Here is a 14,685-nt window from a genome sequence, read left to right on the forward strand (position 1 = left end):
ATTAATCGACGGGGACCGGCTCCGCGGTCCGGGCGGGCGCGGCCGCGGGCAGCGCGTGCTCCCGCAGGCCGATGCGCGCGTGCAGGCGCCGCAGCGGGCCGGGCGCCCACCAGTTGTAGCGCCCGAGGAGCGTCATGGTCGCCGGTACGAGCAGGCAGCGCACCACCGTCGCGTCGATCACGACCGCGGTGAGCAGCCCGATCCCGACCTGCTCGATCTGGCCGAGGTCGGCCGCGGCGAAGCAGGCGAAGACCACGACCATGAGCAGCGCGGCGGAGGTGATGATCCGGCCGGTGTGCTGCAGGCCGCGGCGCACGGCGGTGTCGGTGTCGTCGCCGCGCTCGACGTACTCCTTGATCCGCCCCAGCAGGAAGACCTCGTAGTCCATCGAGAGCCCGAACGCGAAGGCGAACACGATCACCACGACGAACGGGTCCAGCCCGCCGACGGTGAGCGTGTGCAGGACCCCGGATCCCCAGCCGTGCTGGAACACCGCGACCATCACGCCGAACGTGGCCCCGAGGGACACCACGTTGGCCAGCACGGCCTTCACGGGCACGACCAGTGACCCCGTCATCGCGAACAGCAGCAGCACCATCGCCACGAGCGTCACCGCCACGGCGCCGGGCAGGTCCTCGACGATGAGCCCGACCAGGTCGATCAGGATCGCGGCGTCGCCGACCACCCACGACTGCACCCCGGCGGGCCGGTCGGCGCGCAGCCGGTGCACGAGCCCCTGGGCCGCGTCGTCCTCGGACCCGCCGCGCAGGGCGAGATCGACCGTCGCGACCCCCGGGCCGGCGGCCTTGGCGGGCTGCACGCCGGCCACGGCCGGGTCGGACGCCCACCGGGCGGCATACGCGTCGAGCGACGCGGCATCGGTACGGGCCACGACGGTCACCACCGGCCGGTACGCGCGGCCGAAGCGCGACCCGAGCTCGTCGGCGACGCGGGCCGACTCGATGCTGCGCGGCACGCCCTCGAGCCGGGGCAGCTTGAGCGTGAGCCCCAGCAGCGGCGACCCGGCGGCGAGCAGGACCACGGTGGTGCCGAGCGCGATGAGCACCGGGCGGCGCTGGACGAACCGCGACAGGCTCGCGAAGAATCCCCGCTCGTCGTCCTGGACGGTGGCCTTCTTCGCACGGGGCTTGATGCGCTTGTGGAACAGGCCGATGAGCGCCGCGGTGAACGTCAGCGCGGCCAGCATCGCGACGACGGCGATCGACACGCCCCCGGCGCCGAGCGCGCCGAGCTGGTGGATCGAGAACATCGTGAGGCCGGACAGGGCCGCGGCGACGGTGAGCGCGCTGAAGAAGATGGTCCGCCCGGCGGTCGCCCAGGCCCGGCCGATCGCCTCCGGGGGCTCGAAGCCGGCCGCGATCTCCTCCCGGTAGCGGGCCACGAGCAGCAGCCCGTAGTCGATCGACAGGCCGAGCCCGAGCAGCGTGACCACGGTGACGACGTTCTGGTCGAGGTCGCTGACCCGGCTGAACACCCACAGCAGCGGCATGGACGCGGCCACCGACACGACGGCGGCGAGGACCGGCAGGCCGGCCGCGACCAGGCCGCCGAAGACGAACACGAGCACGATGAGGGTGAGCGGCAGCGAGACCAGCTCGGCCCGGGCGAGGTCGCGCTTCTGGGCCCCGCGCACGTCGGCGTTGAGCACCGGGTTGCCGCCGACCTCGACCGTCGCGTCCGGCACGCCCGCCGCGGCCAGCTCGGCGTCGAGCCGGTGCAGCCGGGTGCGCAGGGTGTCCAGCACGGCGTCGCGCTCGCCCATGTCGAGCTTGGCGAGGGTCGCGACGACCAGCAGGCCGTGCCCGTCGGTGGCCAGGTAGGCGGGGGCCTTCGCGGCCGGCACCGAGAACGGCGTGTCCACCGCGGTGACGCCGGTCGACGCGGCCAGGTCGGCGGCCGCGGCGCCGACGGCGGTGCGCACGGCGGGGGCCTGCGGGTCGACGCGATCGACGAGGCCGACGACGGTGCCGCTGGAGTCGTTGCCGGTCGCGATGGCGTCCAGCCCGTCGATCGACTCGACGTGCCTGGGGTTGCTCGCGTCCGCGATCGCGCTGAAGACCGGCCCGAACGTGAGGCCGCCGAGCACGACCACCACCATCCAGACCCCGATCACCGACCAGCGGTGCCGGAAGCAGAACCGACCGATCCTCGCCATCACGCCGAGTGCCATGCCGCACAGCTTCGCATCAGCACTCGATCACGGTGACGGCAAGGCCTCCCCGGGCGGTCTCCTTGTACTTCACCGACATGTCCCGCCCGGTCTCCCGCATGGTGCGCACGACCTTGTCGAGGGTGACGTGGTGCGCGCCGTCGCCGTTGAGCGCGAGCCGCGCCGCGTTGACCGCCTTGACGCTCGCGATCGCGTTGCGCTCGATGCACGGGATCTGCACCAGCCCGCCGACCGGGTCGCAGGTCAGGCCGAGGTTGTGCTCGAGGCCGATCTCGGCGGCGTTCTCGACCTGGCCGGGCGTGCCCCCGAGGACCTCGCAGAGCCCGGCGGCGGCCATCGCGCAGGCGGAGCCGACCTCGCCCTGGCACCCGACCTCGGCCCCGGAGATGGACGCGTTGCCCTTGATGATGATCCCGATGGCCGCGGCGGCGAGCAGGAACCGCACCACGCCGTCGTCGTCGGCGCCCGGGACGGACCGGCCGCTTTTCGGGAACACGGCGTAGTGCAGGACGGCCGGGATGATGCCGGCCGCGCCGTTGGTGGGGGCGGTGACGACCCGGCCGCCGGACGCGTTCTCCTCGTTGACGGCCAGCGCGTAGAGGTTGAGCCAGTCCATGACGTGCAGCGGATCGGACATATCCGATTGCTCGCAGAGATCTCTGTACAGCCGTGGCGCTCGTCGGCGCACCTTGAGCCCGCCCGGCAACACGCCGTCCGGACGCGTGCATCCGCTGCGCACACACTCCTGCATGACCGCCCAGATGTGCAGCAGCCCGGCGCGGACCTCGGCCTCCGAGCGCCAGGACAGCTCGTTGGCCAGCATCACGTCGGAGATCGAGCGGCCCTCGCAGTGCGCGAGCAGCTCGGCGCCGGTGGTGAACGGGAACTTGACCGGCACGTCGGCCTCGGCGACCGCGCCGTCCGGGCCGACCACGAAACCGCCGCCGACGGAGAAGTAGGTGCGGGTGAGCAGCTCCTCGCCGGCCTCAGTCCACGCCGTGAAGCGCATGCCGTTCGGGTGCTCGGGCAGGCTGCGGCGGCGGTGCAGCACCAGGTCGGTGTCGGCGCTGAAGGCAATCTCGTGCTCGCCCAGCAGCGCGATCCGCCCGTCGAGCGCCACCTCGGTCCCGGTGTCCACGGTCGCCGGGTCCTCGCCCCGCAGGCCCAGGACGACCGCCCGGGCCGAGCCGTGGCCGTGCCCGGTCGCGCCGAGGGAGCCGAAGAGCTCCGCCTTGACGCGGCCGGTGCGCGGCAGGTGCCCGGCCTCGGCCAGGCGGGTGACGAAGCGGCGGGCGGCGCGCATCGGCCCGACCGTGTGCGAGGAGGACGGGCCGATGCCGATGGAGTACAGGTCGAACGCGCTGAGCGTCACGGAGGCTCCCTGGTCGAGGACTCGGGTGGGCCTCCCCGCTCTGTCATCGAATGCCTGAGAGCTTCACCGGCGCGGCCGCCCGTGGGGTGGCCGGCGGTTTGCACCGTGGGCGCGGGACGCGGCGTCCCGGCTTTCCAGAGTCGCCTTCCCGTGGCGGTACGTGGGCCTGAGAGATTCCGGGGAGGAGTTGCTCCTTCGGCGTCCCGATTGCGTGGGACTCTCCCGTCGCGGGTCGAGCAGCGCGGTATGCGGTTGTCGGGCCGACCGTACTACGGGGCCCAGGGCGCGGCAACGGCCCGCGTGATGTCGGCAACCAGGCTGCCGGCGCCGTCCTGGGCGTACCGCGTGGTGCAGCACGCCGTCGTGGCCCGTAGCGAGATCGAGGAGCCGGACGGCAGCGTGGTCGCGGCCCCGTCGTCGCCGGCCGGGCCGGGCACCGCGGCCAGGGCCGGGGGCCCAGCGCGCGGCCGGCTTGTCGTAGCCCGCCCGGGTCGGGTGCACCCCGTCGGCGAGGTCGCCGGTGCCCGAGCGCGGCGGGTACAGTCGGGCCTGGAACTCCGCGTTCCGCGCCCCGGAGACACGTCGCAGGACGGGCGCGGGACCCCGCAGCAGTCGCGGGGAGGAGGTGGCGACAGCACTGTCCGCTGCCCACCTTGCTTCTGGGAGTACCACATGGAAATCGGTCTCGGCCTGCCCGTCAGCGACCCCGCGCGCCTGCCCGAGTGGGCCCGCCGCGCCGAGGCGGCCGGCTTCGCCACCGTCGCCCTGCTGGACCGCCTCGCCTACGACAACCCCGAGCCGCTCGTCGCGCTGGCCACCCTCGCCGGCGCCACCACCCGCATCCGGCTGCAGACCGAGGTGCTGCTCGCCCCGCTGCGCGCCACGGCGCTGCTGGCCAAGCAGGCCGCGACCCTGGACCGCATGTCGGGCGGGCGCCTGCGGCTCGGCGTCGGCATCGGCGGCCGCGACGACGACCACGCCGCCGCGGGCGTCCCGCTCGAGCGCCGCGGCGCGATCATGGACCGGACGCTGACGGACCTGGCGGCCATCTGGTCCGGATCGCCGTACCCGCTCGCGCCGATCGGCCCCGCCCCCGCCACCCCGGGCGGCCCGCCGCTGCTCGTCGGCGGGTTCGCGCCGCCCGCGCTGGCCCGGGTCGCCCGCCACGGCGCCGGGTTCCTGTGTGCCGCCCCGCTGGGGTGGGCCGGCGGTCTCGTGCGCACCGTGCACGAGCAGTGGGCCGCGGCCGGCCGGCCCGGTCGCCCGCGGCTGGTCTGCCAGGTCAACGCCGCGGCCGGCGCGCCGGAGTCGGTCGCCCGGGCCCGCTCGGCGGTCGCGGCGTACTACGCGTTCACCGGCCGCCCGGGCTGGGGCGACCCGATCTCGGACCCGAAGCAGCTCGCCGACACCGTGGCCGCATACCGCGACTTCGGCGCCGACGAGCTGGTCCTCTACTGCTGGGGCGACGACCCTGCGCAGATCGAGATCCTGGCTTCCTGGCTTTAGCGCTGCACCCGCGCGCCGGCCCCGGCGACCAGGGCCTCGACCTCCTTGAGGCTCGCCATCGAAGTGTCGCCGGGCGTGGTCATGGCCAGGGCGCCGTGGGCCGCGCCGTACTCGACGGCCGTCTTCAGCTCGCCAAAGGTCATCAGCCCGTAGATGAGTCCCGAGGCGAAGCTGTCGCCCCCGCCGACCCGGTCCAGGATCTCCAGGGCCGGGCGGTGGGTGGCCTCGGCGAACTCCCCATCCGACGCCGTTTTCCACCAGGCGATCGCGCCCCAGTCGTTCACCGTGGCGGTGCGCACCCCGCGCAGGGTGGTCGCGACGACCTGGAAGTTCGGGTAGGCCGCGACCGCCGCCGCGATCATCGTGCGGAAGTTCGCCGAGTCCAGCGCGCCCGCGTGGATGTCGGTGCCGGGCACCTCGAGGCCGAGGCAGGCGGTGAAGTCCTCCTCGTTGCCGATCATCACGTCGACGAGGCCGGCCAGCCGCCGGTTCACCTCGCGGGCCCGCTCCTGGCCGCCGATCGCCTTCCACAGGCTCGGCCGGTAGTTGAGGTCGTAGGAGATCACCGTGCCGTGCCGGCGGGCGGCGGTCAGGCAGGCCTCGATCGTGTCCGGGGTGGTCTCGGACAGGGCCGCGTAGATGCCGCCCGTGTGCAGCCAGCGCACGCCCAGCTCGCCGAAGAGGTGCTCCCAGTCCACGTCGCCGGCGCGCAGCTGGCCGGCCGCGGTGTGCCCGCGGTCGGAGACGCCGACGGCGCCGCGCACCCCGAACCCGCGCTCGGTGAAGTTGAGGCCGTTGCGGACCGTCCGGCCGATCCCGTCGTACGGCACCCAGCGCACGAACGTCGTGTCCACGCCGCCCTGCAGGATCAGGTCCTCGAGGAGCCGGCCCACGTCGTTGTCGGCGAACGCGGAGACGAGCCCGGTGCGCAGCCCGAAGCAGCGGCGCAGCCCGCGGGCCACGTTGTACTCCCCGCCGCCCTCCCACGCGCGGAACTGCCGGGCGGTGCGGATGCGGCCCTCGCCCGGATCGAGGCGGAGCATGACCTCGCCGAGCGAGACGAGGTCGTAGCGGCACTCGGCGGCCGGCCGAACGGTGATCATCGGGCCTGCTCCAATGCTTCTCGGGTGCGGCTGGTGACGGCGGCCCAGTCGCGGGCGGCCAGCAGCTCGGGCGCCACCATCCAGGTCCCGCCCACGGCCAGCACCGACTTGACCGCGAGGTAGTCGGCGAGGTTGGCGGTGTTGACGCCGCCGGTGGGGATGAACCGGACGGTGCGGAAGGGGGCCGACAGGGCCTTCACCATCGGTACGCCACCCAGCTGCTCGGCGGGGAAGAACTTCACGGTGTCCAGGCCGGCGTCCAGGGCCTGCATGATCTCCGACGGCGAGGCGACGCCGGGGAACACCGGCACGCCGTGCTCCTGGCAGCGCGCCACCACGGACGCGCTGAAGCCGGGGCTCACGACGAACTTCGCGCCCGCCTCGACGGCCCGGTCCACCTGGGCGGCGCTGAGCACGGTGCCCGCGCCCACGAGCATGCCGGGGCGCTCGGCCATGGCCCGGATGGCGTCGGCCGCGGCCGGGGTCCGCAACGTCACCTCGGCACAGCCCAGGCCGCCGGCGACGAGGGCGTCGGCCAGGGCGGCGGCGTCCGCGGCGTCCTCGAGCACGACGACGGGCACGATCCTCCCGGCCGCGATGGTTTCGACAACGGGGTGTTGTTCAGTATGATGAACGTCGGTCACACATGTGACCATAGTGCACCGGAGGCCGCGTGACCACTCCCGTCAAGTCCGCCGACCGAACCCTCGACATCCTGGAGGCCCTGGCGACCGGCGGCCCGTCGACGCTGTCGGAGCTCACGCGCGCCCTCGACATCCCGAAGAGCAGCCTGCACGGCATCCTGCGCACGATGGCGGCCCGCGGCTGGATCGAGACGACGCAGACCCGGTTCCGGCTCGGGCTGCGGGCCCTGCAGGTCGGCGCGGCCTATCTCGACGCCGACGACACCGTGGGCCTGCTCGCCGGCATCCTCGACGATCTCGCCGCCCGCTTCGGGGAGACGACCCACCTGGGGCGCCTGGACGGCGCGGACATCACCTACGTGGCGAAGCGGGAGTCGGCGCACCCCCTGCGCCTCTACTCGGCGATCGGCCGCCGCCTGCCCGCCCACGCCACGGCGCTGGGCAAGGCGCTGCTGGCCGCGCGCGTCCCGGAGGAGGTCGACGCGCTGTTGCCCGACCCGCTGCCGGCCCTGACCCCGCACACGATCACCGACCGGGCCGCGCTGCGGGCCGAGCTGGCGTCGATCCGGGCGCTCGGCTACGCGGTCGACCGCGAGGAGAACACCGAGGGCATCGTGTGCGTGGCCCGCGTGGTGCCGATGCGCGAGCCGGCGGCGGACGCGATCAGCCTGTCGATCCCGCGCACCCGCGTGTCGTCGTCCACAGTGGACGAGGTCGCCGCCGCCCTGGCCGAGGCCGTGCAGAAGGCTTCCAGCGCGCGGCGCTTCCTCTAGCCCGCCGACCCGCTCCGGCCGGCCCGCTCTGACCGGCCGGCCCGCTCTGACCGGCCAGCCCGCCCTAGCCGGCCAGCAGGGCCGAGACCTGGGGCGAATACGTCGAGTGCAGCACCAGCGCCGCGCCGCCGATCACGGCCGCGTCGTCGCCCAGCGGGGACAGGGCCACGTCCACGGTGCGGATGCGCCGGGCGATGGCCCGCTCCCCCAGCGCCCGTACCACCGCGGTGCGGAACTGCGACTCGACGTGCCGGATGCCGTGCCCGCCGACGATGATCAGCTCGACATCGACGATGTTCACCACGTTGACGGCCACCGCGGCGAGGCGCTCGGCGGCCCGGCCGATCACCCCCTCGGCGAGCGCGTCCCCCGCGGCGGCGGCCCGGCAGAGGGCCCCGTGGTCCACAGTGGACGGTGATCTCCGGAAGGCCTTCGTGAGAGCGCTCTCACCGCCGGCCGCGAGCCGCCGGTGGGCGTCGGCGACGAGTGCCGCCGGGTTGATGAGGCTTTCGAGGCAGCCGCGGTTGCCGCAGTAGCAGTCGGGGCCACTCTCCGTGACCGAGGTGTGCCCGAACTCGGCCGCGTTCATGGAGCCGCCCCGGTGGACCTGGTGGCCGAGCACGAGACCGCCGCCGACGCCGGTGCCGAGGAAGAAGTACGCGAAGTTCGCGACCCCCCGCCCGGCCCCCGCCCAGCGCTCCCCGATCGCCGCGGCGGTCGCGTCGTTGTCCAGCGTGACCGGCAGCCCGGTGGCGTCGGCGACCATCTGCTTGAGCGGCACCCGGGTCCAGTCCGACAGCTGCGGCGGCGAGATGACCTCGCCGAGCGACTGGTCGATCGGGCCCGGGGCGGCCAGCCCGACGCCGAGCACGCGCTCGCGCTCGACCCCGGCCTCGTGCAGCACCTCGCCCACGAGCTCGGCCATCGCCGCCGTAACCTTGACCGGATCCATGTCGGCGGGGGTCGGGCGGCGGGCGGTGACCAGCGGCCGGCCCAGCAGGTCGACCACGACACAGGCCAGCTCGACCGGGTCGAAGTGCAGCCCCACGGCCCGCCCGGCGTCGGCGTTGATGCGCAGCACGGTGCGCGGCTTGCCGCCGCTGGACGAGCGCGCGCCGTCCTCGCGCACGATCCCCTCGTCGATCAGCCGGCGCACGATGCCGGAGACCGTCTGCGGCGTCAGGCCGGTGTGCTCCGCGATCTCCACGCGACTCGTCCCGTCGGCCAGCTGGATCTGGTCCAGCACCACCGCCCGGTTGTACTGGCCGACCTTGGGGAGATTTGTCCCGACTTGCCGCACCCAGCCTCCCGCCTACGTACCGTTACCTACATGATGCCCTGCGCCATTGACTTAGTAAAGCAATTGGATTTAGAGTCCGACACGCGCAGCTAACGCCCCGGACACGTGAGAGCGCTTCCCCGGCCGCTGCGATGGCGAACACGGCACTAGATCATTGCCGGATTGTTACCAAGAAACGATCGGCAGGACTGGGCAGGATCGCCAGACTGGAATAAGTTGGTCGTCACAACAAACCAGCCTTGCGGCAGTGGTTCCAGTAGCCCCTCGGAGGCAACATGATGTCGGTGACAAGGGGGCTCGAGGCATGAGCACCGCACCGGTTCTGCTCGAGATGCGGTCCATCACCAAGGAGTTCCCGGGCGTCAAGGCGCTCAGCGACGTCAACCTGGTGGTCCGTGAAGGCGAGATCCACGCGATCTGCGGCGAGAACGGTGCCGGGAAGTCGACGCTGATGAAGGTGCTCAGCGGCGTCTACCCCTATGGGTCGTACAGCGGCCAGATCTTCTACCAGGGCTCGGAGAGCCGCTTCAGCAACATCCGGTCGAGCGAGAAGGCCGGCATCGTGATCATCCACCAGGAGCTCGCCCTGGTGCCCCACATGTCGATCACGGAGAACCTGTTCCTGGGCAACGAGCCCCGGCGCAACGGGGCCTACGACTGGAAAGCCGCCAACCGCAAGGCGCACGAGCTGCTGGCCCAGGTGGGCCTGCGCGACGACCCTGACACCCTCATCAAGGACATCGGCGTCGGCAAGCAGCAGCTGGTGGAGATCGCGAAGGCGTTCGCCAAGGACGTCAAGCTGCTCATCCTCGACGAGCCGACCGCCGCGCTCAACGAGAACGACTCCAAGCACCTGCTCGACCTGCTGCGCGGGTTCAAGCGGCAGGGCATCACCTCGATCATGATCTCGCACAAGCTCAACGAGATCGAGGAGATCGCCGACTCCATCACGATCCTGCGCGACGGCAAGACGGTGGAGACCCTCGAGGTCGGCGCCGAGGGCGTCAACGAGGACCGGATCGTGCGCGGCATGGTCGGCCGCGACCTGGAGAGCCGCTTCCCCGATCACACCCCGAAGATCGGCGAGGTCTTCTTCGAGGTCCGCAACTGGACCGTGCGCCACCCGATCTCGGCGGACCGGCTGGTCTGCAAGAACTCGAGCTTCAACGTCCGCCGCGGCGAGATCGTCGGCTTCGCCGGCCTCATGGGCGCCGGGCGCACCGAGCTGGCGATGAGCCTGTTCGGCCGCTCCTACGGCGTCTACCAGTCCGGGCAGATCTTCAAGGACGGCCAGGAGATCCAGCTCAAGTCGGTGGCCGAGGCGATCAGCCACGGCCTGGCCTATGTCAGCGAGGACCGCAAGTCCATCGGGCTCAACCTGCTCGACGACATCAAGACCTCGATGGTCGCCGCCAAGCTGTCGAAGATCACCCGCCACGGCGTCATCGACGAGGTCGCCGAGCACAAGGCGGCCGAGGAGTACCGCAAGGCCCTGCGGGTCAAGGCCCCCACGGTCGACGAGGGCGTCACCAAGCTCTCCGGCGGCAACCAGCAGAAGGTCGTCCTGGCGAAGTGGATGTTCACCGACCCGGACCTGCTGATCCTCGACGAGCCGACGCGCGGCATCGACGTGGGCGCCAAATACGAGATCTACGGCATCATCCAGCGGCTCGCCGACCAGGGCAAGGGCGTCATCGTCATCTCCTCGGAGCTGCCGGAGCTGCTCGGTCTGTGCGACCGCATCTACACGGTGTTCGAAGGCACCATCACCGGTGAGGTCCCCCGCAGTGAGGCCAACCCGGAACTCCTCATGAAGCAGATGACCTCTACGAAGAAGATGCCGACGCGATGAGCCGACTCAAGGACCTCCAGAAGAACCTGTTCGGGGGCACGACCTCGAACGCCCGCCAGTTCACGATGATCTTCACGCTGGTGGCGATCATCCTGCTGTTCCAGTGGTGGACCGACGGGCTGACCCTCAACTCCGGCAACCTGATCTCGCTGACCCAGCAGTACGCGTACATCTCCGTGCTGTCCATCGGCATGCTCATGGTGATCGTCGCCGGCCACATCGACCTCTCGGTCGGCTCGGTCGCCGCGTTCGTCGGCATCATCGTGGCCAAGACGATGCGCGACCACAACCTGCCGTGGTGGGCCGGCATCCTGCTCGGCCTCGCGGTCGGCGCCGTGATCGGTGCGTGGCAGGGCTTCTGGGTCGCCTACATCGGCGTCCCGGCCTTCATCGTCACGCTCGCCGGCATGCTGATATTCCGCGGCGGCAACCAGTTCATCGGCAACGCGGAGACCATTCCGGTGTCGAAGGCCTTCACCAAGATCGGTGCCGGGTACCTGCCGGAATGGGGTCCCAACACGGGGTACAACAACAGCACCTTGATTTTGGGTCTGGTCGCCTGCCTGGCCGTGATCTGGCGCGAGTTCCAGTCGCGCAAGACCCGCCGCCAGATGGAGGCCGAGCAGAGCCCGATGTGGGTGTCGGTCCTGCGCATGGCCATCATGGTCGCCATCATCGTGTTCGCGACCCTGCGCTTCGCCGGCGGCCGCGTCGGCACCAGCTTCCCGATCTCGGGCTGCATCCTGGCCGCGCTGGTCATCGCGTACTCGTTCTACACCCGCAACACCGCGGGCGGCCGGCACATCTACGCGGTCGGCGGCAACGCCCGCGCCGCCGAGCTCTCCGGCGTCAAGCTGCGCCGCGTCAACTTCTTCGTCATCATGAACATGGGGATCCTGGCCGCGCTGGCCGGCATGATCTTCGTGGCCCGCTCCGGCGCCTCCGGCCCGCAGGACGGCCTGAGCTGGGAGCTCGACGCGATCGCCGCCGTCTTCATCGGTGGCGCCGCGGTCGCCGGCGGCATCGGCACCGTGAGCGGCTCCATCGTCGGTGGTCTGGTCATGGCCGTGCTCAAGAACGGCCTGCAGCTGCTCGGCATCGGCACCGACCGCGAGCAGATCATCCGCGGCCTGTTCCTGCTGCTGGCCGTCGCACTGGATGTCTACAACAAGAGCCAGGGGCGGTTCTCGATCATCGGATCGATCATGCGCCCCTTCCGTCGGCAGGAGAGCACCGATCCCGCCGCGCCCAACCAAGCCGGCCAGGAGTCAATCAGGACTCCGGTCGGCGGCTGACCCACCCGCCGCACACCCGCGGCAGACGCCCCTATCCCCAGTAACATCCCGAAAGAAAGGGCTTTACAAGCCATGCGCAAGTTCCTCACCAGGAGCCTCGCGGTCAGCGCTGTCGCGCTGGTTGCGCTGAGCACCGCCGCGTGCGGCAGCAGCGACCGCGACGACTCGTCCACCGGCGCCTCCGGCGGCGCGGCCAAGGGTTTCGCCAAGGACGCGCTGATCGGCGTGGCGCTGCCGTCGAAGACCTCGGAGAACTGGGTGCTCGCGGGTGACCTGTTCACCAACGGCCTCAAGGACGCGGGCTTCAAGTCCGACGTGCAGTACGCCGGCGCGTCGACCACGGTCGCCGACCAGCAGTCGCAGATCTCGTCCATGGTCACCAAGGGCGCGAAGGTCATCGTCATCGGCGCCACCGACGCCGCGCAGCTGGGCACCCAGGTCAAGCAGGCCAAGGACTCCGGCGCGATCGTCATCGCCTACGACCGGCTCATCACCGGCACCGCGGACGTCGACTACTACATCGCGTTCGACAACTTCAAGGTCGGCCAGCTGCAGGGCCAGGCCCTGCTGGACGGCATGAAGGCCAAGAAGCCGACCGGCCCGTGGACGATCGAGCTGTTCTCCGGCTCGCCGGACGACAACAATGCCGGTGTCTTCTTCAACGGCGCCATGGACGTGCTCAAGCCGCTCATCGACAAGGGCGACCTGATCGTCGGCTCCGGCCAGAAGGACGTCAAGCAGACCGCCATCCAGGGCTGGAAGGCCGAGGGTGCGCAGTCGCGCATGGACACCATCATGACCTCGACCTACGCCAAGGGCGACAAGACGCTGGACGGCGTGCTGTCCCCGAACGACACCCTGGCCCGCGCGATCATCACCTCGGTGAAGGCCGCCGGCAAGCCGGTCCCGGTCGTCACCGGCCAGGACTCCGAGGTTGAGTCGGTCAAGAGCATCATGGCCGGCGAGCAGTACTCCACGATCAACAAGGACACCCGCAAGCTGGTGGCCGAGACCATCAACATGGTCAAGGCGCTCCAGGGCGGCGGCGAGCCGACCATCAACGACACCAAGTCCTACAACAACGGTGTCAAGGTCGTCCCGGCCTACCTGCTCCCGCCGGTCATCGTGACCAAGGCGAACGCGGCCGAGGCCTACGCCAACGACCCGAAGCTGTCCCCGCTCACCAAGTAAGGCACACCGGCAACGGCGTCGTGGGTCCCCGGAGCGCTTTTCCGGGGACCCACGCGCGTTCCGGCCAAGACACAGGCCTCGCCGGCCCGGGCCCAATCGGCCGGCGGCGGCGCCGGGAGGCGTGAAGCGTGTCCTCCTCGACCAGCCCGCAGGAGTCGGTGCGCCGGCAGAACCTGGGGGCCCTGCTCCGCTACATCCACGTCCGCGGCGCCACGTCGCGGGCCGAACTGACGAGCCGGCTCGGCCTGAACCGCAGCACCATCGGCGCGCTCACCGCCGATCTGGCCACCGCCGGTCTGGTCGACGAGGGGGTACCGCACGAGACCGGTCGCGCCGGCCGCCCCTCGATCGTGGTGCGTCCGCGGTCGTCGCGCGTGTACGGGTACGCGCTGAGCCTGGAGCTCGACCGTCTGCGGGCCGCCCGCGTCGGGCTCGGTGGGCAGGTCCTCGACGGCCGCACCGCCGAGCGCCCGCCCGGCCCGGACCCCGCCCCGACCATCGCCGCGCTGGCCGGCCTCGTCGCCGACATGCAGCGCTCCGCCCCCGCCGACGCCGTGCTCGTCGGCTCCGGCCTCGCCGTGTCCACCTCGGTGCGCCACCACCTCGGCTGGGCGGATGAAACGATCGAATCCGAGCTCGCACACGGCCTCGCCGCCGTGCGGCCCCGGCTCAGCCCCTCGGCCGGCCCGTTCCTCGGCGGCATCGCCGACCTCGCCGCCCTGGCCGAGCACACCCGCGGCGCCGCGACGGGCGCCGACAACGTCATCTACCTGCACGGCGACGCGGGCATCAGCGCGGGCATCATCGCCGGCGGCCGGCGCATCACCGGCTACGGCGGCCACGGCGGCGAGGTCGGCCACATGGTCGTGAACCCGTCCGGCCGGCTGTGCGGCTGCGGCTCGCGCGGCTGCTGGGAGACGGAGATCGGCGAGCGCGCCCTACTGCACCTCGCGGGACGCACGGTCGCGACCCCGGGCGCGGCGGTGGCGGCCGCGATGCTCGCCGCCCGCTCCGGCGACCCGGACGCGAGCGCGGCCGTGGCCCATGCGGCCGACTGGCTCGGCTTCGGCGTGGCCAACCTGGTGAACATCTTCAACCCGACGGTGGTCGTCTTCGGCGGCACGCTGCGGGAGCTGTACCTGGCCGGCGCCGACCGCGTGCGCGAGCGCCTCTTCACGATGGCCCTGCCGGCCTGCCGCGCCCACGTGGCCCTGCACACCCCCCAACTCGGCGACGACGCTCCCCTGGTGGGCGCGGCGGAGCTCGCGTTCGAGTCCCTGCTGTCGGACCCCCTCTACGCGGGCCGCCCCTGAGCCCGGCCGCCGACGCGGTCAGGGCTCAGCCTTCGGCGGCGCTCCCGCGTGCACGCCGGACTTCCCCACGGCCCGGCTGACCACGGCGCTCGGCGCGTCCCACGCGCTCGTCGAGGCCCCGGCGCCGGCGAGCCGGAGCATCGAG

The 14,685-nt window shown here is 71.9% G+C and carries 12 protein-coding genes and 2 riboswitches; of the genes, 6 read left to right on the forward strand and 6 right to left on the reverse strand.

Features of this window, described 5'->3' with window-relative positions:
- Position 1 precedes the first annotated feature (1 nt).
- The 3 genes from ACQP1P_RS35175 to ACQP1P_RS35185 form a co-directional block, all read right to left on the reverse strand.
- On the reverse strand, positions 2-2,191 hold the full coding sequence (locus tag ACQP1P_RS35175; RefSeq protein ID WP_433077677.1) for an MMPL family transporter: 2,190 nt from the start codon (positions 2,189-2,191) through the stop codon (positions 2-4).
- 16 nt (positions 2,192-2,207) lie between these two features.
- Entirely contained in the window at positions 2,208-3,563 is a 1,356-nt protein-coding gene (locus ACQP1P_RS35180) for an L-serine ammonia-lyase (protein WP_433077679.1), read from the reverse strand.
- A gap of 38 nt (positions 3,564-3,601) precedes the next feature.
- Positions 3,602-3,703, reverse strand: a riboswitch (glycine riboswitch).
- 4 nt (positions 3,704-3,707) lie between these two features.
- Positions 3,708-3,798, reverse strand: a riboswitch (glycine riboswitch).
- A gap of 34 nt (positions 3,799-3,832) precedes the next feature.
- Positions 3,833-4,000: a hypothetical protein gene (locus ACQP1P_RS35185; RefSeq protein WP_433077681.1), complete on the reverse strand. Its 168-nt coding sequence runs from the start codon at positions 3,998-4,000 to the stop codon at positions 3,833-3,835.
- 235 nt (positions 4,001-4,235) lie between these two features.
- Here ACQP1P_RS35185 and ACQP1P_RS35190 point away from each other — a divergent pair, with 235 nt between their 5' ends.
- Positions 4,236-5,069, forward strand: a complete 834-nt coding sequence (locus ACQP1P_RS35190; RefSeq protein ID WP_433077683.1) for an LLM class flavin-dependent oxidoreductase — start codon at positions 4,236-4,238, stop codon at positions 5,067-5,069.
- On the opposite strand, the gene ACQP1P_RS35195 is transcribed toward ACQP1P_RS35190, so the two are convergent.
- Both ACQP1P_RS35195 and eda read right to left on the reverse strand, forming a co-directional pair.
- Complete coding sequence (locus tag ACQP1P_RS35195) at positions 5,066-6,172, reverse strand: sugar kinase (protein ID WP_433077685.1); 1,107 nt, start codon at positions 6,170-6,172, stop codon at positions 5,066-5,068. The genes ACQP1P_RS35190 and ACQP1P_RS35195 overlap by 4 nt on opposite strands.
- Entirely contained in the window at positions 6,169-6,816 is a 648-nt protein-coding gene (gene eda, locus ACQP1P_RS35200) for a bifunctional 4-hydroxy-2-oxoglutarate aldolase/2-dehydro-3-deoxy-phosphogluconate aldolase (protein ID WP_433077687.1), read from the reverse strand. The genes ACQP1P_RS35195 and eda overlap by 4 nt, the downstream gene beginning before the upstream one ends.
- Before the next feature lie 29 nt (positions 6,817-6,845).
- Here eda and ACQP1P_RS35205 point away from each other — a divergent pair, with 29 nt between their 5' ends.
- A complete protein-coding gene (locus ACQP1P_RS35205) occupies positions 6,846-7,589 on the forward strand; it encodes an IclR family transcriptional regulator (RefSeq protein WP_433077689.1) in 744 nt (247 codons plus the stop codon).
- Positions 7,590-7,653: 64 nt separating this feature from the next.
- Here the strand turns inward: ACQP1P_RS35205 and ACQP1P_RS35210 are convergent, their stop codons facing one another.
- Positions 7,654-8,889: an ROK family transcriptional regulator gene (locus tag ACQP1P_RS35210; protein WP_433077691.1), complete on the reverse strand. Its 1,236-nt coding sequence runs from the start codon at positions 8,887-8,889 to the stop codon at positions 7,654-7,656.
- Between the two features lie 304 nt (positions 8,890-9,193).
- Here ACQP1P_RS35210 and mmsA point away from each other — a divergent pair, with 304 nt between their 5' ends.
- From mmsA to ACQP1P_RS35230, 4 genes are all read left to right on the forward strand, one after another.
- Positions 9,194-10,741 (forward strand): multiple monosaccharide ABC transporter ATP-binding protein, encoded by a 1,548-nt coding sequence (gene mmsA, locus ACQP1P_RS35215; RefSeq protein WP_433077693.1) that lies wholly within the window; start codon positions 9,194-9,196, stop codon positions 10,739-10,741.
- Positions 10,738-12,036 carry a multiple monosaccharide ABC transporter permease gene (gene mmsB, locus ACQP1P_RS35220; protein WP_433077695.1) on the forward strand — a complete coding sequence of 433 codons (1,299 nt, stop codon included), beginning with the start codon at positions 10,738-10,740 and terminating at the stop codon, positions 12,034-12,036. The genes mmsA and mmsB overlap by 4 nt, the downstream gene beginning before the upstream one ends.
- 72 nt (positions 12,037-12,108) lie before the next feature.
- The gene (locus tag ACQP1P_RS35225) at positions 12,109-13,227 is read left to right on the forward strand and encodes a substrate-binding domain-containing protein (RefSeq protein ID WP_433077697.1); all 1,119 of its coding nucleotides are present in this window, start codon (positions 12,109-12,111) and stop codon (positions 13,225-13,227) included.
- A 128-nt stretch (positions 13,228-13,355) separates the two neighbouring features.
- On the forward strand, positions 13,356-14,540 hold the full coding sequence (locus tag ACQP1P_RS35230) for an ROK family protein (RefSeq protein ID WP_433077699.1): 1,185 nt from the start codon (positions 13,356-13,358) through the stop codon (positions 14,538-14,540).
- Positions 14,541-14,685 lie beyond the last annotated feature (145 nt).

The sequence above is a fragment of the Dactylosporangium sp. CA-052675 genome (assembly GCF_050947935.1).
Lineage (GTDB): Bacteria > Actinomycetota > Actinomycetes > Mycobacteriales > Micromonosporaceae > Dactylosporangium.